The sequence below is a fragment of the Mycobacterium sp. Dal123C01 genome, assembly GCF_052566995.1.
The window spans coordinates 135,867-157,441 of record NZ_CP199580.1; the positions used below are offsets into that span (position 1 = coordinate 135,867).

Below are 21,575 nucleotides of genomic sequence, written 5' to 3' on the forward strand. Positions count from 1 at the left end.
CGGTCAGGCCGTCAGGCTCTGCAGCGCGTACTCGCTCACCGCGATCAGCGCGTCGGTCGCCGACCGGCGATCCCGGGCATCGACGTTGATCACCGGAATGTGCGGGGGCAGGGTCAGCGCTTCGCGTACCGCTCCAGCGGGATACCTTGGCGCACCGTCGAATTGGTTGACCGCGATCAGGAACGGAAGGTTGCGGTGCTCGAAGAAGTCGACCGCGGCAAAGCTGTCCTGCAGCCGGCGACAGTCGACCAGGACGATCGCGCCGATGGCGCCGCGGACCAGGTCGTCCCACATGAACCAGAACCGCCGCTGGCCGGGGGTGCCGAACAGGTAGAGCACCAGGTCCCGGTCGAGCGTGATCCGGCCGAAGTCCATCGCCACCGTGGTGGTCCGCTTGTCGGGCGTGGCCTCGAGCATGTCGACGCCGGCCGAGGCGTCGGTGACAATCTCCTCGGTGCGCAGCGGCATGATTTCCGAAACCGCCCCGACGAATGTGGTCTTGCCGGCGCCGAATCCGCCCGCGATGACGATCTTCGTCGAGGCGGTGGCCCTGGCGTCAGAGTGCTTTAAGGCCACGCAGCGTCCTTCCTATGAGTTCGTGGCGCTCGTCACGGGTCGACTGCTCGGTCAATGTTCTATGCACCCGAAGGTAACCGGACAGGACCAGATCACCGACCAGTACGCGCGTGACACCGACCGGGAGGTTCAGCCGGGCCGAGATCTCCGCGACGGACGGGCTTGTGACACACAGTTGGATGATCCTGCCTCTCGTATCGTCGGCCGGCCACCGGTGAGGCAGCCCGGCGGCCTGCAACGTCTGAACCGGCGCTTCCAGCGGAAGGTCGACCTTGGTCTCGGTCCGCCCGGCCGTCAGGGTGTACGGACGGACCAGGCTCGCCTCACGTGCGGGCGGCCCGGGTTCGCGTTTGTCCATCGCGGCTCACGAGTGCCTAACAGCACGCCGGCTGGACTGCACAACGCCGCCCACCCGTTCGACAAGGATGGCCATCTCGTATCCGATCTGGCCGATATCGCACGCCGTCTCGGCCAGCGTCGCCAGATGCGACCCGTCGCCGACGCGCATCAACAGCAGATATCCGTTCTGCATCTCGACCACCGACTGCAGCACCTGTCCGCCATCGAACAGCTGCGCGGCGCCGGTCGCCAGGCTGGCCAGCCCGGAGGCCACCGCGGCCAGCTGATCGGCGCGTTCGCGGGGTAACTGCTCGCTGGCGGCGATGGGCAGACCGTCGACCGACACCAGCAGCGCATGCGCGACCCCGGGAACTTCGCGGGTGAACTTCGTCACCAGCCAGTCCAGCGAGCTGCCGGGAGACGTCATTCCTGATCGGGTCCTTGACTCGAGTGGCGGGCGTGCGACCGTCCGCTGTGTACGCCGTCGAAATGGTTACTGAACGAGGCGCGCACCGCCTCGGGGTCGCGGGCCGCGTGAAGTCCGCCGTTCGATCCTACGAGGGATCCCTCGTCGTCCTGGCCGGGGTGCTGCTGGTCGGAGGCACTGACACCGTTGGCCGCCCCCGGCACCAGCCGGGCGCCGGGCGTGCGGACCGGCAGGCCGTGCTCGGCGGTGCGCTCCTCGACGGGCTTGTCCTCGGCCTCGGCGGCCAACGACCAGCCGCGGTCCCAGACCGATTGCCAATCCAGGTCGGGGCTGTCGACCAGGTCGTGCGGGTCACCCATCATCTCGGAGAGCATTCGCCGGTAGATCACGTCGTCCGATGCACCGGCGACGGAGCCGGTAGGCGGGGCGGGGCGGGTGGTCGGCGGACCGCCGGTCCCCCGCGAGCGCGCGGCGAAGAACGCCGAGGTGTCCGACACCGCCCGCGCCGGAGCTTGCGGCGGCGGAGCTGGAGCTGGGGCCGGGGCTTTCGGCGCCGGGGCTGGGGCTTGCGGCGGCGCGACTTGCGGCGCCGGCTTTGGCGATTGTTGGTTCTCGTTCTCCCACCACGGCGTGGCCAGCTCGCGCCGGCGTGGGCTTGGCTGCTGTGCAGCGGGCGCGGCCGGAACCTCGGTGATGCCACTGGAGCCCGGGCTGCGACGCGGCAACAACGCGATCGGTGGAGTGTCGTCGGAGCGGGGAGATCCGTTGGCGGTGGTGGCCGCGGCGGGGCGTTGACGCGTCGCCCCGTTGACACCGTCCGGCGCGGCGTTCGCACTGGCGAGTTTCGCGCTCGGCGACGAGACCGCGCGGATCCGTTCCCGCGGTGCCGCCGAGACTTCGGCCGGGCCGCCGTGGAAGCCCTCCAGCACCCCCGGCGGCAGGTAGATCTCGGCGGTCGTGCCGGAACCCGCCTCCTCCGGTCCCGGACCGCGCAGCCCGACCCGGATGCCGTGCCGGGCGGCAATCCGGCCCACCACGAAAAGCCCCATGTGGCGGGCATTGTCGGGAGTGACCTCGCCGCCGGCCTGCAGCCGCATATTGGCCATGCGCCGGTCGGCATCGTTCATGCCCAAGCCTGAGTCGGCGATCCGCAGCACCACGCCTCCGTCACCGCCACGCGCCGCGGAAATCCGGGCGAACGTCGACGGCGGCGAATAGCGCAGGGCGTTGTCGATCAGCTCGGCGAACAGATGGATCGCCCCACCGGCGGCCCCGCCGATCAGCATGCAGTCGGGCAGCTCGGCGATTTGGACCCTGCGGTAATCCTCGACCTCGGAAACGGCCGCGTTGAGCACGGTCGACAGCGGGACCGGATCACGCTGGTCGCGGGCAAGCTGTGCACCGGCGAGCACCAGCAGGTTGGCACTGTTGCGGCGCAGCCGGGCGGCCAGGTGATCCAGCCGGAACAGGCTGTCAAGGCGGTCGGGATCCTCTTCGTTGCGCTCCAGCCCGTCGATGAGCGACAACTGCTGATCGACCAGTGACCGGCTGCGCCGCGACATGGTCTCGAACATGTCGTTGACCAGCAATCGCAACCGCGCCTCGTCACCGGCCAACAGCAGGGCCTGGGTGTGCAGTTCGTCCACCGCGTGGGCGACCTGGCCGATCTCCTCGGTGGTGTACACCGGCAGCGGAGCCGGAATCGGTTCGGCGCCACCGGCTTTGACCCGGGCGATCTCCTCCTCGAGGTCGGTGTGGGCGACCTTGAGCGCGCCGTCGCGCAGCATCCGCAGCGGCACAATCAGCGCGCGCGCCATCAGCAACACGATGAGCAGTGCGATCGCGATGGCGGCCAGCACGAGGACGCCGTCGACGATGGCGGCGTTGCGCCGATCGTTGGCTTGGGCTTGCACCGATTTCGTCACCGACGTTGTCGCGTCGGTGATGATCTGTTCGGCGATCGTGTCGGTGGTCTGGATCGAGTGCAGCAGTTCGGGGTTGTCGACGAGCACGCTGGCCGGATCGGACATGATCGCCATCCGGCCTACCATTTGCTGCTGCAGTGTCTTGGCATCGGGCGAGCCGACACCGAGGACCTGGCTCATCCCGAACAGCGTCGACGGTTCGGTGCCGGCCAGGGTGATCATCGTGGTGCGCAACTGCGGCTCGGGCAGCTCGGCGCCGCGGGTCACCAAGATCTCCTGCATCGTCATCTGGCCGCGGGCCCCGACCGCCCGGCTCAAACCCTGTGCCTGGGCACGGATCTGCTCATCGTCCACGCGCACCGAGGCATTGATGACGTCCTCGGCCGTCAACAGCAGCGGCGCATACGTGGTCACCCGGTCCCGCAAACCAATGCTGTTCTCGGCCACCTTGTCCAGCAGCGACTGGCCGCCGTTCAGCAGGGTGTCCACTCCCGATCGCACGTCGGGCGTCACGTCGGTGTCCGCCAGCCGCGTCTGCAGCTCGCCCTTGCGGGCGTCGTAGTTCTTCTTCGCGCCCTCGACATCGCGCCCGGTGGAGCTCGCCAACAACGCGACATCCAACGCCGACATGTATTTGGTGAGCGCCGGCAACACGTCGGTACGAGCGGCGGCCAACCGTAGGCCACTGGAGCTCGCCATTGCGGTGTTGACGCGCAGCCCACCGAAAACCGCCGCCAGGATCAGCGGGACCAGCACAATCGCCAGGACTTTCCACCGGACCGGCCAGTTGCTCAGCGACCAGGCCGGCGGACGTTTCGCCGGGGCGGCTGCGCCGGCAGGGACTTCAGCGAACTCGGTGGGTGCCGCCTCGACCGGGGTGGCCGGGCGATTGAACATGGTCATAGGCGACCAGCCGCTGCGCTGACACTCAGCGTCAAACGAAACGAGAGACTCATGAAACTTCCTGCTTTATTCCGCTCCCCCCGCGCAGATAGGCGCGAGCAGAAACCGCGTGGCGATTCGACGAGTATGCCAGTCCGCGGCCCGGGTCACCAGGATCGTTACTGAGCAGACACCGCCTCCGAGACGCTGCGCAATCGTCACCGTCGAATTCAGATTCCCGCCGTGAATCAGGCGTAGCGTGCGCCCTATAGCTTCGAGAAGAGGAGCCGAGATGTCCGCGACCGATCACGACTGGAGCAAGCCGGCGGCGCTGGCGATCCCCAAAGAGGGTTACTTCGAACTGGAGCGTGGGCGGTACGGACCGGTTTTTCCGCGCACTCCGGCCTGCTACGGGTTCTCCATCATCGCGAAGGTCAAAGCGGGCCGCGAGGACGCGATCCGCGAACACGGCAAGGTCATCGAGGCAGCGATCGCCGAAACACCGGACTTCCTTGCCGCACTACGTCTGCACTACCTTCGCTGGGTGCTTTTCGATCTTGGTGATGGCTTGACCTTTCAGTACCAGGGCATCTTCGACACCGACTTCGACAAGTACACCGAGGATGCGGTGCAGTTGTTCGGCCAGAGCGGCATCAGCACGGTGTTCACCAATCTCGAAGGCTTCCCGGAAGATTGGAAGGAAAACCCAGCAGCCTTCGTCGAGTTCGTCCGCGAGCACCAGTACCCCAGCTTCCTGGAATACGGCGAGTACCCGTACGTGACCGCCGACGAGATCAAGAAGGCGCTGCGACTGAAGTCGGCGTTTTCCGACATGCTCGACCAGATGCAGTAAGCGACGCGAAAGCGCGTGCGGGCAATGCTCGAATTTGACGATATCCAGCACATTTTGCTGACCCGTACCCCTGCGATGACGGGGCGCTACGAGTTCCTGTCCTTCGATAACCCCGCCGGGGGCCGGGCGTGGTTGGCCGAACTGCTGGATCGAGTCCAGTCCACCTCGGATGCCCGCGCCACCATGGACGATGCCCAGCGGTGGATCACAGTGGCGTTCACCTGGAACGGTCTGCGTGCGCTCGGCGTAAACGACGACGCGCTGGCAACGTTCCCCGAGGAGTTTCGTGAGGGGATGGCGGCCCGCGCCGACATCCTCGGTGACACGGGGGCCAATCATCCCGACAACTGGGTCGGCGGTTTGGCCGGCGACGATCTGCACGCCATCGCGATCCTGTTCGCCCGCACCGAGGACCAACACCGGCGGAGCACGAGCGAACACGACAAGCTGATCGCGCGGTGTCCAGGCGTCCGCAGCGTGTCGGTGCTGGATCTGAACGCCACCCCGCCGTTCAACTACGCCCATGACCATTTCGGGTTCCGGGACCGGCTCTCGCAGCCGGTGATGGAGGGTTCGGGCGAAGAGCCCACGCCGGGGTCGGGTGCAGCACTGAAGCCGGGCGAGTTCATTCTCGGCTATCCGGACGAAGACGGGCCGCCGGCCAATCTGCCCCAGCCGGATGTGTTGTCCCGCAACGGTAGTTATCTGGCCTACCGGCGACTGCAAGAGCACGTCGGGCTGTTCCGCGACTATCTGCGCGAACAGGCGGAAACTCCCGAAGGACAGGAGTTGCTCGCCGCCAAGTTCATGGGCCGCTGGCGTAGCGGTGCCCCGCTGGTGTTGGCACCCAAACACGACGATCCCGAGTTGGGCGCGGACCCAATGCGCAACAACGACTTCAACTACAAGGAGATGGACCCGCACGGCTACGCGGTGCCGCTGGGCTCGCACGCACGGCGCCTCAACCCGCGTGATACCGCCGTGAATATGAACCGCCGCAGGATGATCCGTCGCGGCGCGACCTATGGCGAGGCGTTACCAGAGGGCGCGCCCGACGACGGGGTGGACCGTGGCATCGCCGCATTCATCATCTGCGCCAGCCTGATTCGCCAATTCGAGTTCGCCCAGAACGTCTGGATCAACGACCGGTCTTTTCATGAGCTGGGCAACGAACGCGACCCCATCGTCGGCACCCAAGATGGCTCGCTGGACTACACGATCCCCAACCGGCCGATCCGTAAAGTCCACCAGGGACTGCCGGCCTTCACCACCCTCAAGGGCGGCGCCTACTTCTTCCTTCCGGGCATCGGTGCGCTGCGATACCTGGCCACGCTCGACAGTTAAGAGGGCATGCGATGGGCACGCTGACGCCAGCACGCACCTACAACCAAAGCCACCTCCGGCGAAATCACAACGGACGGCGGCGCATCAGCATCTACTGGACGTGGAGCTATCCCTGGGAAGCCCAACGCGATCCGGCCGCGCTGTACAACCGGTTCTCCACGATCACCGAGGTCCGCAATGCGGCGTGGCCCAGCTACGAGACGCCCGAGTACGACGAGGCACATTTCCTGCAGGGCATCGCCGGAACGCTGGAGCTTTTCCACCGCTCAACACTGGCCTTTCAGGAGTTGGCGGCTGAAATCACCGGCCACCCCGTCGCCGTGTTTCAGCGCATCGACCAGGCGGGCTACCGGCTTCCGATTGACGAACGGGTGCTGGCCGACACCGACACCCTGATGGTGTTCGGACTCGACCACCTGCTGTCTGAGCAGGACGCCGCACCCGAGGAGATCGCCGCCATCCGGGAATGGCTGCAACGGGATGGCACCTGCTTGCTACTGGCACCGCATCATGACGTCGGCTTCACCGACGATTTCGCGCAGCGTCAGGTCGAATACCGACACCACGGCGACCCACTGGTGCCGCGTCAGCAGCGGTTCAGTCAGTACACGCGCTCGCTGATGGAGGCTCTCGACGTCCCGGTCCACAACAAATGGGGACTGCGGCCCGCAGTGGTCGATGGCACGAATGAGATTGCGCCGCTGACCGCGTTTCGCGATCTCGATACATCCCGGCTGCTCGACAACGTCACCACGTTCAATTTCCACCCCCACCTGCCGCACTACGAACTCACGAAGCCAGAGACCGACTCGGTGCGGGTGCTGGGCCGTCAGCGCATCGATCCGGACCGGCCACATCCGTTCACCGCGGCCGGTAACGCCGAGTTCAACGCGCTGATCTGGATGCCGCCGACCGGGCCACGCGTCGGCGACATCGTGCTCGTCGACTCCACCAACTTCACGACACTGTTCGGCGGCACCGACAGCCTCAAGAACTTCTGGCACAACCTCGCCGCCATGAAATGACGGGCTACGCCGGCCGAAGAACCGCGACGAGGAAGTCGGAGTCGTCGGTGAACGGCCGCAGATCCCAGGTGGAGAGCAGCAGATCGGGCGCGAATCCGGCCGCTGCCGCGTGGTCGAGGAACTCGGCAAACTCATAGTCGCGGCCGGCGCCGAAGCCGATCGCCGCTCGACCATCGCCTGCGAGGTGGGCACGTAACCTGCTCAGCACCTGGGCCCGGGTACTCGGGGCTAGAAACGCCATGACGTTGCCGGCGGACACGATCACGTCGAACGGTTCGGCAACGCCGCGCGCGGGCAAGTCCAGTTCGGCGAGGTCGCCGACGAGCCAGCGCGGGCCGGGATAGTCCTGCTCGGCTGCCGCGATGAGCGCCGGGTCGACGTCGACACCGACCACCTGGTGACCGGCCTGAGCCAGGGCCCCGCCCAGCCGGCCCGGGCCGCAGCCGGCATCGAGGATGCGGGCACCGCGGGGCGCCATCGCGTCGACCAAGCGAGCCTCGCCGGCCAGATCGTCGCCGGCGAGGGCCATCGCACGGAAGCGCTCGATATACCAACTCGAATGCCCTGGATCGGCGGCAACCTTCTGCATCCAGATGCTCGGCTCGACCATGCCAGCATTATTCCAGGACGAAAATCGGAATCTTCCGTTCCGTCAGCTTCTGCAACTCGATGTAGACGGGGTAGGCGTCGATCGCCGCCTGCCACCACTCTGCGTGTTCGGTGCCGTGGACTTCGCGCGCCGTCATCTCGAAGACCTTGTCGCCGTCTTGCACAGTCACATTCGGGTTGGCCTTCACGTTGTGGTACCAGGTCGGGTGCTTTGGGGCTCCTCCGATGGAGCCGACCATCGCGTAGCGTCCGTCCTTTTCCACGCGCATCAATGGCACGTACCGCTTGAGGCCGCTCTTCGCGCCGATCACCGTGAACAGGACGACGGGCCGGTCGAAGATCTCGACGCCGTCCGTGGTGCCCTGCTGCAGAATTTTTTCGGTCTGCTCTCGCACCCAATCGGTAGTGCTGAGTTGTACTTGATCCGTCATGCCCGCCTCAACATCTCGGCATCCCGAGCCATTCCCACGGCGGGGTCGCCGGGGTCAAGGAGTCTGCCGTGTTCAAGCTGATGTTTTTCTCGCCGCGCATTGCGCCCAATACGGGCAACGCCATCCGGACGGCCGCGGCCACCGGCGCCGAATTGCATCTGGTTGAACCGCTGGGCTTCGACTTGTCCGAACCCAAGCTGCGCCGGGCCGGATTGGACTATCACGACCTGGCGTCGGTCACGGTGCACGCGACGCTGCAGGCCGCGTGGGACGCGCTGGCCCCGGCGCGGGTAGTCGCGTTCACCGCGCACGCGTCGACGCCGTTCGCCGACGTCGCCTATCAGCCCGGCGACGTGTTGATGTTCGGCCCCGAACCCGATGGGCTGGACGCGGCGACCCTGGCCGACCCGCACATCACCGCGCAGGTGCGGATCCCGATGCTGGCGGGCCGGCGCTCACTGAATCTGGCCAACGCCGCCGCGATCGCCGTCTATGAGGCGTGGCGCCAGCATGGCTACTCCGGGGCGGTGTAGCGATGAATGCTGGGCCGGGCGCGAGTCTGCATTGTCATGGCTACCTTCATCACGATCGGTTACGGCGACGAAGCCGGATATAACCGGACGAGCGACGACTGCAGACGGGCCGCGCACGCCCGCGATGACGAACTCAGCGCATCCGGCGCCCTGATCGGACGCGCCGGAGATCCCGTCCAGGTGCGCAATCCGGACGGCTCTGGGGTGCGGGTCGAGCCGGGACCGTTTCTGCAATCGGCGCTGCCGATCGCGGGGTTCGCGGTGTTCGACGCCGAGGATCTCGAGGCGGCAATCGAGCGGGTGAGCCACACCCCGTGTGCCGTCGCGCATGGGGTGGTCGAGGTCTGGCCCTTACAGACCTGAATTACCAGGTGTTCCAGTGCGTCAGGGTCTCGGCGGGCAGCCGCTTGGCCGGCCGGAAATCCGTGCCCTTGGTGTAGGCGATCGGGAACAGTCCGCCCTGGCTGAACCGGTCGTAGGGAATGCCGAGCACTTCGGCGGCTTTGCGCTCGCCGTCATCGAGCAGGTGCAGCGTCGTCCAGCAGGAGCCCAGCCCGCGGGACCGCAGCGCCAGGCAGAAGCTCCACACCGCCGGGAACAGCGACGCCCAGAACGACACGCCACCCAACGGCCCCTGGTCCGCGCGGCCCTGCCGGCAAGGGATCAACAACACCGGCGCCTCGTGCATGTGCTCGGCGAGGTACATCGCGGAATCTACGACCTTGGGCATCTGCTCGCGGCGGGTGTCGCCCTCGGGGTATTCGCGCTTCGGCGCACTGAGATAGCCCCGGGCGTGCGACAGGTAGATGTCGCCGATCGCCTTCTTCTTGTCGGCGTCCTCGACGAACACCCACTGCCAGTCCTGCGCGTTGGACCCGGTGGGCGCCTGCAGCGCCAGCTCGAGGCATTCCATCAGGACGTCGCGCGACACCGGCTTGTCGAAATCGAGGCGTTTGCGAACCGAGCGGGTGGTGGTGAGGACTTCGTCGACGGACAAGTTGAGGGTCATGCATGCGACTCTAGGTCGGTCGATATCGAGAGCGGCCGCCACGCGTCGATGTCGACCTTGAGGTCTTCGATCTTGGCCTCCACCGCGGCGACGCAGTCGGCGCCCAGCAGCAGATGCACCGGCGGCTCGTCGGCCGAAGCGATGTCGACGATGGCAACGGCCGCCTTGATCGGGTCGCCGGGCTGGGCGTGGTTGACGCCCGCGGCGTGGGCGCGGGTGGCCCCGACGGTGGCTTCGTAGTCGGCGATGACGTTCTCTTCGGTGCCGAGACTGGACGCGTCGAGGAAATCGGTGCGGAAATAGCCGGGTTCGACGATCGTGACCCGGATGCCCAGCGACCGTACCTCCTTGGCCAGCGCCTCGCTGAACCCTTCCATCGCGAACTTGGTCGAGCAGTAGATGCCCCACCCGGCCGAACCGAGCAGTCCGGCGACCGAGCTGATGTTGATGATGTGGCCGGAGCGCTGACGACGCATGATCGGCAGCACGGCCCGCTGCATGGTCAGGGTGCCGAACACATTGACGTCATAGACGGCTCGGACCGAGGCGTCGGAAGCCTCCTCGACGGCGCCGAGCAGGCCGCGACCGGCGTTGTTGACCAGCACGTCGATCCGGCCGAACGCGTCGACCGCCGACTGGACCGCCTGGGCCGCTTGGTCGGCATTGGTGACATCGAGGTCGATCGCGAGTAGGGCGTCACCGGCGTCGGGAAGTTCGGTGAGGATCTGCTCCGCGTGCCGCGCGGTCGCGACCACCCGGTCGCCCTGCGCCAGGATCTTGCGGGCGATCTCGAGTCCGAACCCCCGGGATGCTCCGGTGAGAAACCAGACTTTGGCCACTGTGTCCTCCTGAAGTTGGGATCTCATGACTATCTCCTACTAACGAAAGTCACGCGAGCGTGAGCCGACGGCCAGGGTGATGCGACCCAACCGTTCGGCCACGACGGTGATTGCGCCGCTGGCGTTTTGGACCTGCCCGCGGATCAGCAACGCTGGCGCGGTGTTCGCCAGCTTGCGCTGCCGCGCCCACACCCCCGGCGTGCAGAGCACGTTGACCATCCCGGTCTCGTCCTCGAGGTTGATGAACGTCACCCCCTGCGCGGTGGCGGGTCGCTGCCGATGGGTCACCGCGCCGGCGATTAGCACCCGGTCACCGTCGGGCACCGATCCCAGCGCCTCGGCGGGCACCACCCCCATCGCGTCCAGGTCGGCCCGCAGGAACTGGGTCGGGTAACTGTCCGGTGAGATGCCGGTGGCCCACACGTCGGCGGCGGCCAGCTCCAGCTCGCTCATCCCGGGCAGCTCCGGGACGTGTGACGACGACCCCACGCCGGGTAGTCGGTCCGGCCGTTGGGTGGCCGCGGCCCCGGCCGCCCACAGCGCCTCTCGCCGCGACGTCCCGAAGCAGCCCAGCGCCCCTGCCGTCGCCAGAGCTTCGGTCTGCGGCACGGAGAGCTGCAGCCGGGTTGTCAGATCCAGCAGAGACACAAAGGGGCCGTTGGTTTTTCGCTCGTTGACCAGCTGCTCGGCGAGGTCGTCGCCGATATAGCGGACGGCACCCAACCCGAGCCGGACCTCGGTGCCGGCATTTTCCAGGGTGGCGGGCGCCAGGCTGGCGTTGACATCCGGGCCATGGACCAGCACCCCGTGCCGGCGCGCGTCGGCCACCAGCGACTGTGGCGAATAGAAACCCATCGGCTGCGCACGCAGCAGCGCGGCGCAGAACGCGGCCGGATGGTGCAGCTTGAACCACGACGAGTAGAACACCAGCGACGCGAAGGACAGCGCATGACTTTCCGGAAAACCGAAATTGGCGAAGGCCTCCAGCTTTTCGTAAGTCCGCTCGATCACCTCGTCGGTGGCGCCGTGCAATCTGCGCATGCCGTCGTAGAACCGGCCGCGCAGCCGTTGCATCCGTTCGGTCGAACGCTTGGACCCCATGGCGCGCCGGAGCTGGTCGGCCTCGGCGGCGGAGAAGCCGGCACAGTCGACCGCGAGCTGCATCAGCTGCTCCTGGAAAAGCGGCACTCCCAGCGTCTTTCGCAATGCCGGTTCCATGGACGGGTGATCGTAGACGACCGGGTCGATGCCGTTGCGCCGCCGGATGTAAGGGTGCACCGACCCGCCCTGGATGGGCCCGGGGCGAATCAGCGCGACCTCGACCACCAGGTCGTAGAACACCCGCGGCCGCAGCCGGGGCAACGTCGCCATCTGCGCACGCGACTCCACCTGGAACACCCCGACGGAATCGGCGCGCGAAAGCATCTCGTACACCGCGGGTTCGGAGAGGTCCAGCCTGGCCAGATCGACCTCGATGCCCTTGTGCTCGGCCAGCAGGTCTTTCGCGTAATGCAGCGCCGAAAGCATGCCCAGCCCCAATAGGTCGAACTTCACCAAACCGATGGCCGCGCAGTCGTCTTTGTCCCATTGCAGGACGCTGCGATTCTCCATCCGCGCCCATTCCACCGGACACACGTCGGCGATCGGGCGATCGCAGATCACCATGCCGCCGGAATGAATGCCCATATGTCGCGGCAGATTCCGGATCTGGGTGGCCAGGTCGATCACCTGTTCGGGAATCCCGTCCAAGTCCGGCGAGTCGGCTAAACCGTTCCAGTGACCGATCTGCTTGCTCCACGCATCCTGCTGGCCCTGCGAGAAGCCCAGGGCCCGGGCCATGTCGCGCACCGCGATTCGCCCGCGGTAGGTGATGACGTTGGCGACCTGGGCGGCGTAGTCGCGGCCGTACTTGTCGTAGACGTACTGGATGACCTTTTCGCGCTGATCCGACTCGATGTCCATGTCGATGTCGGGCGGCCCGTCGCGGGCGGGCGACAAGAACCGCTCGAACAACAGCTCGTTGCCCACCGGATCGACCGCGGTGACACCCAGGGCGTAGCAGACCGCGGAGTTGGCCGCCGATCCCCTGCCCTGGCACAGGATGTTGTTCTGACGGCAAAACCGGGCGATATCGTGCACCACCAGGAAGTAGCCCGGAAATGTCAGTTGGGAAATGACTTTCAGCTCGTGCTCGATCTGGGCGTACGCTCGCGGCGCGCCCTCGGCCGGCCCGTAGCGGTCGCGCGCTCCCACCATCACCAACTGCCGTAACCAGCTGTCCTCGGTGTGGCCGCCGGGCACGTCGAACGGCGGCAGCTGCGGCGCGATGAGCGCCAGCCCGAACGCACACTGCTCGCCGAGCTCGGCGGCGGCAGTCACCGCCTCGGGCCGCTGCGCGAACAGCCGGGCCATCTCCTCGCCGGACCGCAGGTGCGAACCACCCAGCGGGGCCAGCCATCCGGCGGCCGAATCCAGCGACTGCCGGGCCCGGATGGCGCCCATCGCCATGGCCAGCCTCCTGCGCGACGGATGGGCGAAATGCGCTCCGGTGGTGGCGACGACGCCGACCCCGAAGCGCGGCGCCAGGGCGGCCAACGTCGCGTTGCGTTCGTCGTCGAGGGGCTGGCCGTGGTGAGTCAACTCGATGCTGACCCGCCCCGCCCCGAAGCGGTCCACCAGATCGGCCAGCGCCCGCTGTGCGGCATCACGTCCGCCATCGGAAAGGGCTTGGCGTACATGCCCTTTGCGGCATCCCGTCAGGATGTGCCAATGCCCGTCGGCGGCTTCGGTCAGCGTGTCGATGTCGAAGCGCAGCTTGCCTTTCTCGCCGCCGGCCAGATGCGCGGCGGCCAGCTGCCGCGACAGCCGCCGGTAGCCTTCCGGGCCGCGGGCCAGCACCAGCAGGTGCGGGCCGGGTGGGTCCGGCTTCTCGGTACGAGCCCCCGAAACCGACGAGGCGCCCAGCGACAGCTCGGCGCCGAACACGGTACGCACGTCGAGTTCGGCCGCCGCTTCGGCGAACCGCACCGCCCCGTACAGACCGTTGTGGTCGGTCAGTGCCAGTGCGCGCAGACCCAGCCGGGCGGCCTCCTCGACCATTTCCTCGGGTGTGCTGGCCCCGTCCAGGAAGCTGTACGCCGAATGCGCGTGCAGCTCGGCGTACGAAACAGAAGGAGCGACGGACGAGCGGACGCTCCCGGCTTGTCGCGGCGGTGTGTACGCCCCGCGTTTGTGCGACAGTGGGCCGTCTTCCGCCGGACCGGCTGGGGTGGGCTCGCCGGCATGGCGCGGCTTGCCGTCGAGCACCCGCTCCATTTCCGCCCAACTCGGCGGCCCATTAAACCAACCCATACCAACCCACGTTCCACAGTCTATCGAATGTATGTTCGATTTCGCGCTGGGGTGTGAAAGAGGTTGTTAAACGGGTCTTCAACTTCTAAACACGTTCTTAACGGTCCTGACCTTCCGCGATGGTGCGCTACGACGGATACTGGTACGGGGCAACGACGGGCGGGAATTCATATGGGACAGCTGACAACGGCACTGGACACGGGCTTCCACACCGCGGCCGACCCCGATCGGCAGGCCAGCATGGCGACCGCCGCGGTCGCCATCGTCGCCGGCGCCGTGCCCAGCCTGGAACTCCTCAAAGCCCTTCTGGCAGAACGAATTCAGTCGATACCGCGGTGCACTCAGGTGCTGCGGACACACCCGTTCAACGGCGCCCAGCAATGGATCGACGATCCGAAATTCGACCTCACCCATCACCTGCGCCGGATCGCGGTTCCCCGCCCGGGCGATGAAGCCGACCTCACGCGGGCGATCGCCTACGCCCTGGAACGCCCCCTCGAATTGGACCGCCCGCTGTGGGAGTGCTGGGTCATCGAGGGCCTGACAGGCAAATGGGCGATCTTGATGAAGGTCCATCACTACCTCGCCGACGCCATCCCCGCTGCCCACCTCCTCACCAGGCTCTGCGATGACGCCGACAGCGAGATGTTCGCCAATCACATTGAGCCCAAGCATGATCCGGTGCCAGCCAAGAAGCCCGGCTGGGCCGACGCGCTCTGGCGAGCTTCAGCTGTCGCCGGCGCCGTCTCCAACACCCTGGCCGAGACCATCTGGTCGGCGGCACGGGCGTCGTCAACCGGCCCGGTGGTCACCATGCGGCGCTACAGCACGGTGCGCGTTCCCCTGGCCGCCGTCGACGCCGTGTGCGGCAAGTTCCGGGTGACCACCAACGACGTCGCGCTTGCTGCCATCACCGAGGGCTTTCGCGCTGTTCTGCTGCACCGCGGCGAACAACCCCGCGCGGGCTCGCTGCGCACCCTGGAGAAGGCCGACGACATCTCGGGGAAGCTGCCTTATCTGCCCGTCGAGCACGACGATTCGGTGCAGCGGCTGCGGATCGTGCACAGCAGCTTGAACCGGCCCAACCCGGGTCAACAGAACCCAGGCGCGAGCATCGTGGATCTGGCGACCAACTCCATGCCATTCGTGTTGTGCGCCAAAGCGATTCAACTGGTACGGAGCCGGCTTCCGCAACCGGGCATCGTGACTCTGGCCACCAACGGACCCGGGCCACGCCACCGGTTGGGCCTGATGGGCGCAACAGTGGAGCGCTTGCTGCCGATCCCCCCGACAGCTTCGCAGCTGTCCAGCGGGGTCGCGGTGCTGAGCTACGGCGATGAGCTGATATTCGGAATCACCGCCGACTACGACGCGGCCCCCGAACTCCAGCAGCTCGCCGCCGGTATCGAACGGGAGATGGCCCGCCTGGCGGCGCTCAGCCAAGACTCCGTTCTGCTGTTCACCAAGGATCGGCGCAAACGACCGACCCGCGCGCTGCCCAACGGCGTCCCTCCCACCCATCCCTCGGCGCGAGCACGCCACTGACCCCACCCCGGCGGCGTCGATCACCGTGAGAAGGTTGGTCGTGCCCACATTGGAGCCGGCCACCATCGACCCGCGCCGCCATGACGCGGTGCTGTTTGACCCTGCATTGGGCGCTCCGCAAGCGTTGATCGCGCAACTGCATGAGGTCGGTGTCGGCACCGGCATCTTCGCGCCGGGCGAGGTGGGGGCGCGGGCGGGACGCTGCGTCGTCGTCGCGGCGAACGCGGCGGTTGCCACCGCCGCACGCGATGCCGGCTTCGCGTTGGTCATCGGTGTCGGGGACCGCGACACGCTGCCCGGCGCCGACCCGGTGGTTGCGGACCTGGGTGAAGTCACCGTGCGGACCGGGGACCGACGGATGTCGCAGCTTCCCGACGCGTCGCAGGCCCTCGAGGACCTCGCCACCCGGCAGCCGGCGGTGTTCTTCGACTTCGACGGCACGCTGTCGGACATCGTCGACGATCCGGACTCGGCGCAGCTTGTCGCCGGCGCAGCCGAGGCGCTGCAGAAGTTGGCCGGGCGCTGCCCGGTCGCGATACTGTCCGGCCGCGACCTCGCCGACGTGACAGCGCGCATCGGCCTGCCGGGTATCTGGTATGCCGGCAGCCACGGATTTGAGCTGACCGCACCCGACGGGACACACCACCAAAACGACGCCGCGGCGGCGACGATACCGGTGCTCGAACAGGCGGCTGCCCAGCTACGCGAGCGACTCGGGCCGATTCCGGGTGTCGTGGTGGAGCACAAGCGCTTTGGCGTTGCCGTGCACTACCGCAACGCGGCCCGCGACCGCGTCGGGGAGGTGGCGGCGGCGGTGCGCGCGGCGGGCCAGCGCGACGCGCTCCGAGTGACCACCGGCCGCGAAGTCATCGAGCTACGTCCGGATGTCGACTGGGACAAAGGAATAACCCTGCGCTGGGTGATCGACCACTTGCACGACTCGGCTCCCTTGGTGCCGATCTATCTCGGCGACGACATCACCGACGAAGACGCGTTCGACGCGGTGCGCCAGGATGGGATACCAATCCTCGTGCGGCACAACGACGACGGCGACCGGGCCACCGCCGCGCTGTACGCGCTGGACAGTCCGGCCCGGGTCGCGGAGTTCGTCGACCACCTGGCCCGCCGGCTGACTGACGCGGGCGAAGACTAACCCTGCACGTATTCCACCGCGCCGTCGTCGAGCACCACGCGTGCGTCACCGCCGCCGGGCGCGGCTGCCTCGGTGCGAAAGACCGCCTTACCCGGCTCGGTACGCCAGATCAGCGTCGTCAACGTCTCGCCGGGAAACACCGGCGAGGTGAAGCGCGAATCGATCGAGATGATGTTGGCCGCAAGACCCTTGCCGAGCTCAGCGACCAGCGCGCGGCCCAGCACCCCATAGGAGCACAGGCCGTGCAGGATCGGCTTGGGGAATCCGGCCAACTCCCGGGCGAACCACGGGTCGCTGTGCAGCGGGTTGCGGTCACCGGACAGCCGGTAGATCAGCGCCTGATCCTCGCGGGTGGGCAGCGCGACCCGGGTGTCGGGCTCACGGTCGGGAAATTCCGGGGAAATGGGGCGCTGACCGGGATGCCCGCCAAACCCACCCTCGCCCCGAAGGACGAGCGTGGTCAGCGTCTCGGCGATCAGCTGCCCCGAGTCCGGGTCGGTACCGCGGCCGCGCAGCATGACGATCGCGTTCTTGCCCTCGCCCTTGTCCTGCAGGTCGGCGACCTCGGTGACCACCGACAGCTTGCCCGCTGCCGGCAGCGGCGCGTGCAGCCGGATGCCTTGCGAGCCGTGTAACAGCATGGCCCAGTTGAACTTTCCGATCTTGCCCGCCGCCCCGAAGGCGGGACAGCAGATCACCGCGTAGGTCGGCAGCACCTGCTGGGTGATGTCGTGGCTGTTCTCGGTGGTGAACGACAGGTCGTCGAGCCCCGCGCCGACGCCGAGCGCGTACAGCATCGTGTCCCGATCGGTCCATTCGAACAACATCGGCTCGGTCACTGCACCGATGGCACTCGGGTCAATCGCCATACGAGTCTCCTGTCGACAAGGTTCAAGCTTTTTCTGCACCCAACCATTGCAAACCCTTCCCCCCGGGGGCGTCGGCAGGGCAGGCTTATCGCTATGGCCACGCGCAGCATGATCGGAAAGGCGGCGGCTGTACTCGCCGCAACACTCGTCGTCGGTGCCTGCGGCGGATCGGCTCAGGCGCGCGCGATCACGTTGACCTTCGTCCGAAACGCGCAGACCCAAGCCGACGCCGACGGGGTCATCAACACCGATCCGCCCGGCCCCGGCCTCACCGCCGAGGGCAAGGGACAGGCCCAGCAAGTAGCGCATCAGAGCGGTCGCAACGACTTCGACGCCATCTACGCCTCCGCGATGGCCGAAGCACAGCAGACCGCCGGGCCGCTGGCCAGCGACCTCGGTAAGCAGGTCGAGATCCTTAACGGCGTGCAGGCACTCAACGCCGGCTGGTACAACGGCAAACCCGAATCGATGTCGAGCTCGACGTACATGTTGGCGCCGGCGGACTGGATCAACGGCGACATCCAGGACAGCATCCCGGGATCGATCAGCGGGAAACAGTTCAACGACCAGTTCACCGCCGCCGTCAACAAGGTCTACAACAGCGGCCACAACAAGCCGGTCGTGTTCTCCCAGGGCCCCGCGATCATGGCGTGGACGCTGCTGAACGCCAAGAACGGCAAGACCAGCCTGCTGACCAGCCATCCCCTGCCGAACACCGGCCGGGTGGTGATCACCGGCAACCCGACCGACGGGTGGACGCTGGTCGAGTGGGACGGCATCCGCAACTTCAGCTGATCCCCGCTACCATGGCTTCATGCGGTATGTCGTTACCGGCGGTACCGGGTTTATCGGTCGCCGCGTCGTCTCTCACTTGTTGCACACTCGGCCCGACGCCGAAGTGTGGATTTTGGTCCGGCGCCAGTCGCTAGGACGCTTCGAACGCCTCGCTGCCGAGTGGGGCGAACGGGCTAAACCGCTGGTCGGCGACCTCGCAGAGCTGGAGCTGCCCGACGAGACCATCGCGGAGCTAGGCCGGGTCGACCATCTGGTGCACTGTGCGGCGATCTACGACGTCACCGCCGGCGAGGCCGAGCAGCGCGTCGCCAACGTCGAGGGCACCCGCGCCGTCATCGGTCTGGCGCGGCGGCTGGACGCCACGTTGCATCACGTGTCCTCGATCGCGGTGGCGGGAGACTTCGCCGGCGAGTACACCGAAGACGACTTCGACGTCGGTCAGCAGCTGCCCACCCCGTACCACCAGACGAAGTTCGAGGCTGAATCGCTGGTGCGGTCCACCCCCGGGCTGCGCTACCGCATCTACCGCCCGGCCGTCGTGGTCGGCGACTCGCGAACCGGCGAGATGGACAAGATCGACGGCCCGTACTACTTCTTCGGCGTGCTGGCCAAGCTGGCCATCCTGCCGTCGTTGACCCCGATCCTGCTGCCCGACACCGGGCGCACCAACATCGTCCCGGTCGACTATGTCGTCGACGCGCTCGTCGCGCTGATGCACACCGAGGATGCTGAGGGGCAGACGTTCCACCTGACCTCGCCGAAAACCATTGGGCTGCGTGGCATCTACCGCGGAGTCGCCAAGGCCGCCGGACTACCCCCACTGCGCGGCTCACTGCCCCGCTCGGTGGCCACATCGGTACTGAAAGTGAGTGGACGCGCCAAACGGATACGCAACATGGCGGCCACCCAGCTGGGGATTCCCGCCGAGGTGTTGGACGTCGTGGACCTGGCGCCCACCTTCGTCAGCGACACGACCCAAAATGCATTGCGCGGCACGGGGATTGAAGTACCCGAGTTCGCCAGTTACGCACCCAAGCTGTGGCGGTACTGGGCCGAGCAGCTAGATCCCGATCGCGCCCGCCGCGACGATCCGGACGGTCCGCTGCAGGGCCGGCACGTGATCATCACCGGCGCATCCAGCGGTATCGGCCGGGCCTCGGCGATTGCGGTCGCTGAGCGGGGCGGATGCGTGTTCGCGCTGGCCCGCAACGGCACCGCGCTCGACGAGCTGGTCGCCGAGATCCGCGCGAACGGCGGTCAGGCCTATGCCTTCACCTGTGATGTCACCGATTCGGTGTCGGTGGAGCACACCATCAAAGACATCCTGGGACGCTTCGGCCATGTCGACTACCTGGTGAACAACGCCGGCCGTTCGATTCGCCGTTCGGTGGTCAACTCCACCGACCGGCTGCACGACTACGAGCGGGTGATGGCGGTCAACTACTTCGGCGCGGTCCGCATGGTGCTGGCGTTGCTACCGCACTGGCGGGAGCGCCGGTTCGGTCATGTGGTCAACGTCTCGAGCGCGGGCGTACTGGCCCGCAATCCGAAGTACAGCTCGTATCTGCCGACCAAGGCGGCCCTGGACGCGTTTTCCGACGTGGTCGCGTCGGAGACGCTGTCCGACCACATCACGTTCACCAACATCCATATGCCACTGGTCAAGACGCCGATGATCGCGCCGTCGCAGCGGCTCAACCCGGTGTCGCCGATCAGCCCCGAACGGGCCGCGGCGATGGTGGTGCGCGGCCTGGTGGAGAAGCCCGCGCGCATCGACACCCCGCTGGGCACGCTCGCCGAGGCCGGCAACTACCTGTTGCCCAGGACCTCGCGACGAATTCTGCATCAGGTCTACCTCGGGTACCCCGATTCTGCTGCGGCACGGGGAGTCTCGCCGGTCAGCAGTGACGCAAAGAGCGTCCGCCGGCGGCCCAAACGCCCGGTCCGTGCCGTCGGCCGCATCGGGGTTCCCCGGCCTGTCCGCAAGGCGATCCGCCTGGTGCCCGGGGTCCATTGGTGACCACATCTTCGCCGGTCTTCGTCGATGTCGACACCGGTGTCGATGACGCACTGGCGTTGATATACCTGCTGGCCTGCCCGGACGCCGACGTGGTCGGCATCGCCTCGACCGGTGGAAATGTTGGGGTGCAACAGGTTTGCGCGAACAACTTGGGCCTGCTCGAGCTGTGCCAGGCCACCGGCGTTCCGGTGTCGAAGGGCGCCGACGACACGCTGGCCGGCCCGCTGCGAACCCCCTCGAAAGTCCATGGCCCACGGGGCCTGGGTTATGCCGACCCACCGCCGAGCGACACTGCGCTGACCGACTACGACTCGGCGACCGCCTGGGTGCGCGCAGCATACGCCTTTCCCGGCGAGCTGATCGGCGTGGCGACTGGCCCGTTGACCAATCTGGCGCTGGCACTGCGCGTCGAGCCCGCGCTGCCAACCCTGTTGCGCCGGCTGGTGATCATGGGCGGCTCCTACGACCACATCGGCAACACCACTGCCGTGGCGGAATGGAATATCAGCGTGGACCCCGAGGCAGCGGCCGAGGTGTTCACGGCCTGGTCCGTCGATGGCCTGGCGCCGCAGCAGCTTCCGATCTTGTGCGGTTTGGATCTGACCCGCAACGTCGCGATCACGCCGCAGATCCTGGCGAGATTGGCGGCGGCCGCGGGGTCGACCTCGACGGCGATGAGCGTGCACGACGAACGCGGCACCCGGTCGACGGCGTCGAATCCGGTGATCCGGCTGATCGAAGACGCGATGCGGTTCTACCTAGAGGGCTACTACGACAACGGGCACGGATATCTGGCGCATCTGCACGACCCGTTGGCCGCGGCGGTCGCGCTGGACCCCGAACTCGTCACGACCCGTTGGGCACGGGTGGACGTAGAGCTGGCCGGGACCCTGACCCGCGGCATGACGGTGACCGACTGGTCAGGGCGCCGGGAGCCCAACGCGCGCATCGGTTTTGGCGTCGACCCCGCGGTGTTCTTCGACCGGTTCATCGAACGAGTGGGGCCATTTGCTCGTCGGCTCGCCTCGTGAAGGACGAAGCATGGAATAG

The 21,575-nt window shown here is 67.1% G+C and carries 20 protein-coding genes; 10 read left to right on the plus strand and 10 right to left on the minus strand.

Annotated elements, in window-relative coordinates; translation table 11 throughout:
- Nucleotides 1-3 precede the first annotated feature (3 nt).
- Genes ACTXG5_RS00590 through ACTXG5_RS00605 form a run of 4 tightly spaced genes read right to left on the minus strand, consistent with a single transcriptional unit; the run spans nucleotide 4 to nucleotide 4,170 of the window.
- Nucleotides 4-576, minus strand: coding sequence for a GTP-binding protein (locus ACTXG5_RS00590; protein ID WP_445161862.1), 573 nt, complete (start codon nucleotides 574-576; stop codon nucleotides 4-6).
- On the minus strand, nucleotides 557-934 hold the full coding sequence (locus ACTXG5_RS00595) for a DUF742 domain-containing protein (RefSeq protein ID WP_445161863.1): 378 nt from the start codon (nucleotides 932-934) through the stop codon (nucleotides 557-559). The genes ACTXG5_RS00590 and ACTXG5_RS00595 overlap by 20 nt, the downstream gene beginning before the upstream one ends.
- Before the next feature lie 6 nt (nucleotides 935-940).
- On the minus strand, nucleotides 941-1,342 hold the full coding sequence (locus ACTXG5_RS00600; RefSeq protein ID WP_445161864.1) for a serine protease inhibitor: 402 nt from the start codon (nucleotides 1,340-1,342) through the stop codon (nucleotides 941-943).
- Nucleotides 1,339-4,170: a sensor histidine kinase gene (locus ACTXG5_RS00605; protein WP_445161865.1), complete on the minus strand. Its 2,832-nt coding sequence runs from the start codon at nucleotides 4,168-4,170 to the stop codon at nucleotides 1,339-1,341. The genes ACTXG5_RS00600 and ACTXG5_RS00605 overlap by 4 nt, the downstream gene beginning before the upstream one ends.
- 271 nt (nucleotides 4,171-4,441) lie before the next feature.
- Between ACTXG5_RS00605 and ACTXG5_RS00610 the strand changes: the two genes are divergently transcribed.
- From ACTXG5_RS00610 to ACTXG5_RS00620, 3 genes are read left to right on the plus strand one after another with little or no spacing between them, the layout of a single operon-like run.
- A complete protein-coding gene (locus ACTXG5_RS00610) occupies nucleotides 4,442-5,002 on the plus strand; it encodes a hypothetical protein (RefSeq protein ID WP_445161866.1) in 561 nt (186 codons plus the stop codon).
- 24 nt (nucleotides 5,003-5,026) lie between these two features.
- Complete coding sequence (locus tag ACTXG5_RS00615) at nucleotides 5,027-6,346, plus strand: Dyp-type peroxidase (RefSeq protein ID WP_445161867.1); 1,320 nt, start codon at nucleotides 5,027-5,029, stop codon at nucleotides 6,344-6,346.
- 11 nt (nucleotides 6,347-6,357) lie between these two features.
- Complete coding sequence (locus tag ACTXG5_RS00620; RefSeq protein ID WP_445161868.1) at nucleotides 6,358-7,371, plus strand: hypothetical protein; 1,014 nt, start codon at nucleotides 6,358-6,360, stop codon at nucleotides 7,369-7,371.
- 4 nt (nucleotides 7,372-7,375) lie between these two features.
- On the opposite strand, the gene ACTXG5_RS00625 is transcribed toward ACTXG5_RS00620, so the two are convergent.
- Together ACTXG5_RS00625 and ACTXG5_RS00630 are read right to left on the minus strand one after the other, a co-directional pair.
- Complete coding sequence (locus ACTXG5_RS00625) at nucleotides 7,376-7,981, minus strand: class I SAM-dependent methyltransferase (RefSeq protein ID WP_445161869.1); 606 nt, start codon at nucleotides 7,979-7,981, stop codon at nucleotides 7,376-7,378.
- Nucleotides 7,982-7,988: 7 nt separating this feature from the next.
- The gene (locus ACTXG5_RS00630) at nucleotides 7,989-8,411 is read right to left on the minus strand and encodes a nitroreductase family deazaflavin-dependent oxidoreductase (protein WP_445161870.1); all 423 of its coding nucleotides are present in this window, start codon (nucleotides 8,409-8,411) and stop codon (nucleotides 7,989-7,991) included.
- 68 nt (nucleotides 8,412-8,479) lie between these two features.
- On the opposite strand from ACTXG5_RS00630, the gene ACTXG5_RS00635 reads away from it, so the two are divergent.
- Together ACTXG5_RS00635 and ACTXG5_RS00640 are read left to right on the plus strand one after the other, a co-directional pair.
- Nucleotides 8,480-8,944 (plus strand): tRNA (cytidine(34)-2'-O)-methyltransferase, encoded by a 465-nt coding sequence (locus tag ACTXG5_RS00635; RefSeq protein ID WP_445161871.1) that lies wholly within the window; start codon nucleotides 8,480-8,482, stop codon nucleotides 8,942-8,944.
- A gap of 36 nt (nucleotides 8,945-8,980) precedes the next feature.
- Nucleotides 8,981-9,307 (plus strand): YciI family protein, encoded by a 327-nt coding sequence (locus tag ACTXG5_RS00640; protein ID WP_445161872.1) that lies wholly within the window; start codon nucleotides 8,981-8,983, stop codon nucleotides 9,305-9,307.
- 1 nt (nucleotide 9,308) lies between these two features.
- On the opposite strand, the gene ACTXG5_RS00645 is transcribed toward ACTXG5_RS00640, so the two are convergent.
- From ACTXG5_RS00645 to ACTXG5_RS00655, 3 genes are read right to left on the minus strand one after another with little or no spacing between them, the layout of a single operon-like run.
- Entirely contained in the window at nucleotides 9,309-9,953 is a 645-nt protein-coding gene (locus ACTXG5_RS00645; protein ID WP_445161873.1) for a nitroreductase family protein, read from the minus strand.
- On the minus strand, nucleotides 9,950-10,819 hold the full coding sequence (locus ACTXG5_RS00650; protein WP_445161874.1) for an oxidoreductase: 870 nt from the start codon (nucleotides 10,817-10,819) through the stop codon (nucleotides 9,950-9,952). The genes ACTXG5_RS00645 and ACTXG5_RS00650 overlap by 4 nt, the downstream gene beginning before the upstream one ends.
- Nucleotides 10,820-10,831: 12 nt before the next feature.
- Nucleotides 10,832-14,143 (minus strand): error-prone DNA polymerase, encoded by a 3,312-nt coding sequence (locus ACTXG5_RS00655; RefSeq protein ID WP_445161875.1) that lies wholly within the window; start codon nucleotides 14,141-14,143, stop codon nucleotides 10,832-10,834.
- 171 nt (nucleotides 14,144-14,314) lie between these two features.
- Between ACTXG5_RS00655 and ACTXG5_RS00660 the strand changes: the two genes are divergently transcribed.
- A complete protein-coding gene (locus tag ACTXG5_RS00660; RefSeq protein WP_445161876.1) occupies nucleotides 14,315-15,688 on the plus strand; it encodes a wax ester/triacylglycerol synthase domain-containing protein in 1,374 nt (457 codons plus the stop codon).
- Nucleotides 15,689-15,728: 40 nt separating this feature from the next.
- The gene (gene otsB / locus ACTXG5_RS00665) at nucleotides 15,729-16,841 is read left to right on the plus strand and encodes a trehalose-phosphatase (protein WP_445161877.1); all 1,113 of its coding nucleotides are present in this window, start codon (nucleotides 15,729-15,731) and stop codon (nucleotides 16,839-16,841) included.
- Here the strand turns inward: otsB and ACTXG5_RS00670 are convergent.
- On the minus strand, nucleotides 16,838-17,710 hold the full coding sequence (locus ACTXG5_RS00670; protein ID WP_445161878.1) for a MaoC/PaaZ C-terminal domain-containing protein: 873 nt from the start codon (nucleotides 17,708-17,710) through the stop codon (nucleotides 16,838-16,840). The genes otsB and ACTXG5_RS00670 overlap by 4 nt on opposite strands.
- 93 nt (nucleotides 17,711-17,803) lie before the next feature.
- Between ACTXG5_RS00670 and ACTXG5_RS00675 the strand changes: the two genes are divergently transcribed.
- The 3 genes from ACTXG5_RS00675 to ACTXG5_RS00685 are packed head-to-tail and all read left to right on the plus strand — an operon-like array spanning nucleotide 17,804 to nucleotide 21,556.
- Complete coding sequence (locus ACTXG5_RS00675; protein WP_445161879.1) at nucleotides 17,804-18,505, plus strand: histidine phosphatase family protein; 702 nt, start codon at nucleotides 17,804-17,806, stop codon at nucleotides 18,503-18,505.
- A 19-nt stretch (nucleotides 18,506-18,524) separates the two neighbouring features.
- Nucleotides 18,525-20,525 (plus strand): SDR family oxidoreductase, encoded by a 2,001-nt coding sequence (locus ACTXG5_RS00680; protein WP_445161880.1) that lies wholly within the window; start codon nucleotides 18,525-18,527, stop codon nucleotides 20,523-20,525.
- On the plus strand, nucleotides 20,522-21,556 hold the full coding sequence (locus ACTXG5_RS00685) for a nucleoside hydrolase (protein WP_445161881.1): 1,035 nt from the start codon (nucleotides 20,522-20,524) through the stop codon (nucleotides 21,554-21,556). The genes ACTXG5_RS00680 and ACTXG5_RS00685 overlap by 4 nt, the downstream gene beginning before the upstream one ends.
- Nucleotides 21,557-21,575: the final 19 nt, after the last annotated feature.

What these genes read in the sequence shown, in the direction of transcription:
- ACTXG5_RS00595 (WP_445161863.1), bottom strand. Translation starts at nt 934, where the DNA reads ATGGACAAACGCGAACCCGGGCCGCCCGCACGTGAGGCGAGCCTGGTC.
- ACTXG5_RS00600 (WP_445161864.1), bottom strand. Translation starts at nt 1,342, where the DNA reads ATGACGTCTCCCGGCAGCTCGCTGGACTGGCTGGTGACGAAGTTCACC.
- ACTXG5_RS00605 (WP_445161865.1), bottom strand. Translation starts at nt 4,170, where the DNA reads ATGACCATGTTCAATCGCCCGGCCACCCCGGTCGAGGCGGCACCCACC.
- ACTXG5_RS00610 (WP_445161866.1), top strand. Translation starts at nt 4,442, where the DNA reads ATGTCCGCGACCGATCACGACTGGAGCAAGCCGGCGGCGCTGGCGATC.
- ACTXG5_RS00615 (WP_445161867.1), top strand. Translation starts at nt 5,027, where the DNA reads ATGCTCGAATTTGACGATATCCAGCACATTTTGCTGACCCGTACCCCT.
- ACTXG5_RS00620 (WP_445161868.1), top strand. Translation starts at nt 6,358, where the DNA reads ATGGGCACGCTGACGCCAGCACGCACCTACAACCAAAGCCACCTCCGG.
- ACTXG5_RS00625 (WP_445161869.1), bottom strand. Translation starts at nt 7,981, where the DNA reads ATGGTCGAGCCGAGCATCTGGATGCAGAAGGTTGCCGCCGATCCAGGG.
- ACTXG5_RS00630 (WP_445161870.1), bottom strand. Translation starts at nt 8,411, where the DNA reads ATGACGGATCAAGTACAACTCAGCACTACCGATTGGGTGCGAGAGCAG.
- ACTXG5_RS00640 (WP_445161872.1), top strand. Translation starts at nt 8,981, where the DNA reads ATGGCTACCTTCATCACGATCGGTTACGGCGACGAAGCCGGATATAAC.
- ACTXG5_RS00645 (WP_445161873.1), bottom strand. Translation starts at nt 9,953, where the DNA reads ATGACCCTCAACTTGTCCGTCGACGAAGTCCTCACCACCACCCGCTCG.
- ACTXG5_RS00650 (WP_445161874.1), bottom strand. Translation starts at nt 10,819, where the DNA reads ATGAGATCCCAACTTCAGGAGGACACAGTGGCCAAAGTCTGGTTTCTC.
- ACTXG5_RS00655 (WP_445161875.1), bottom strand. Translation starts at nt 14,143, where the DNA reads ATGGGTTGGTTTAATGGGCCGCCGAGTTGGGCGGAAATGGAGCGGGTG.
- ACTXG5_RS00660 (WP_445161876.1), top strand. Translation starts at nt 14,315, where the DNA reads ATGGGACAGCTGACAACGGCACTGGACACGGGCTTCCACACCGCGGCC.
- ACTXG5_RS00670 (WP_445161878.1), bottom strand. Translation starts at nt 17,710, where the DNA reads ATGGCGATTGACCCGAGTGCCATCGGTGCAGTGACCGAGCCGATGTTG.
- ACTXG5_RS00675 (WP_445161879.1), top strand. Translation starts at nt 17,804, where the DNA reads ATGGCCACGCGCAGCATGATCGGAAAGGCGGCGGCTGTACTCGCCGCA.
- ACTXG5_RS00680 (WP_445161880.1), top strand. Translation starts at nt 18,525, where the DNA reads ATGCGGTATGTCGTTACCGGCGGTACCGGGTTTATCGGTCGCCGCGTC.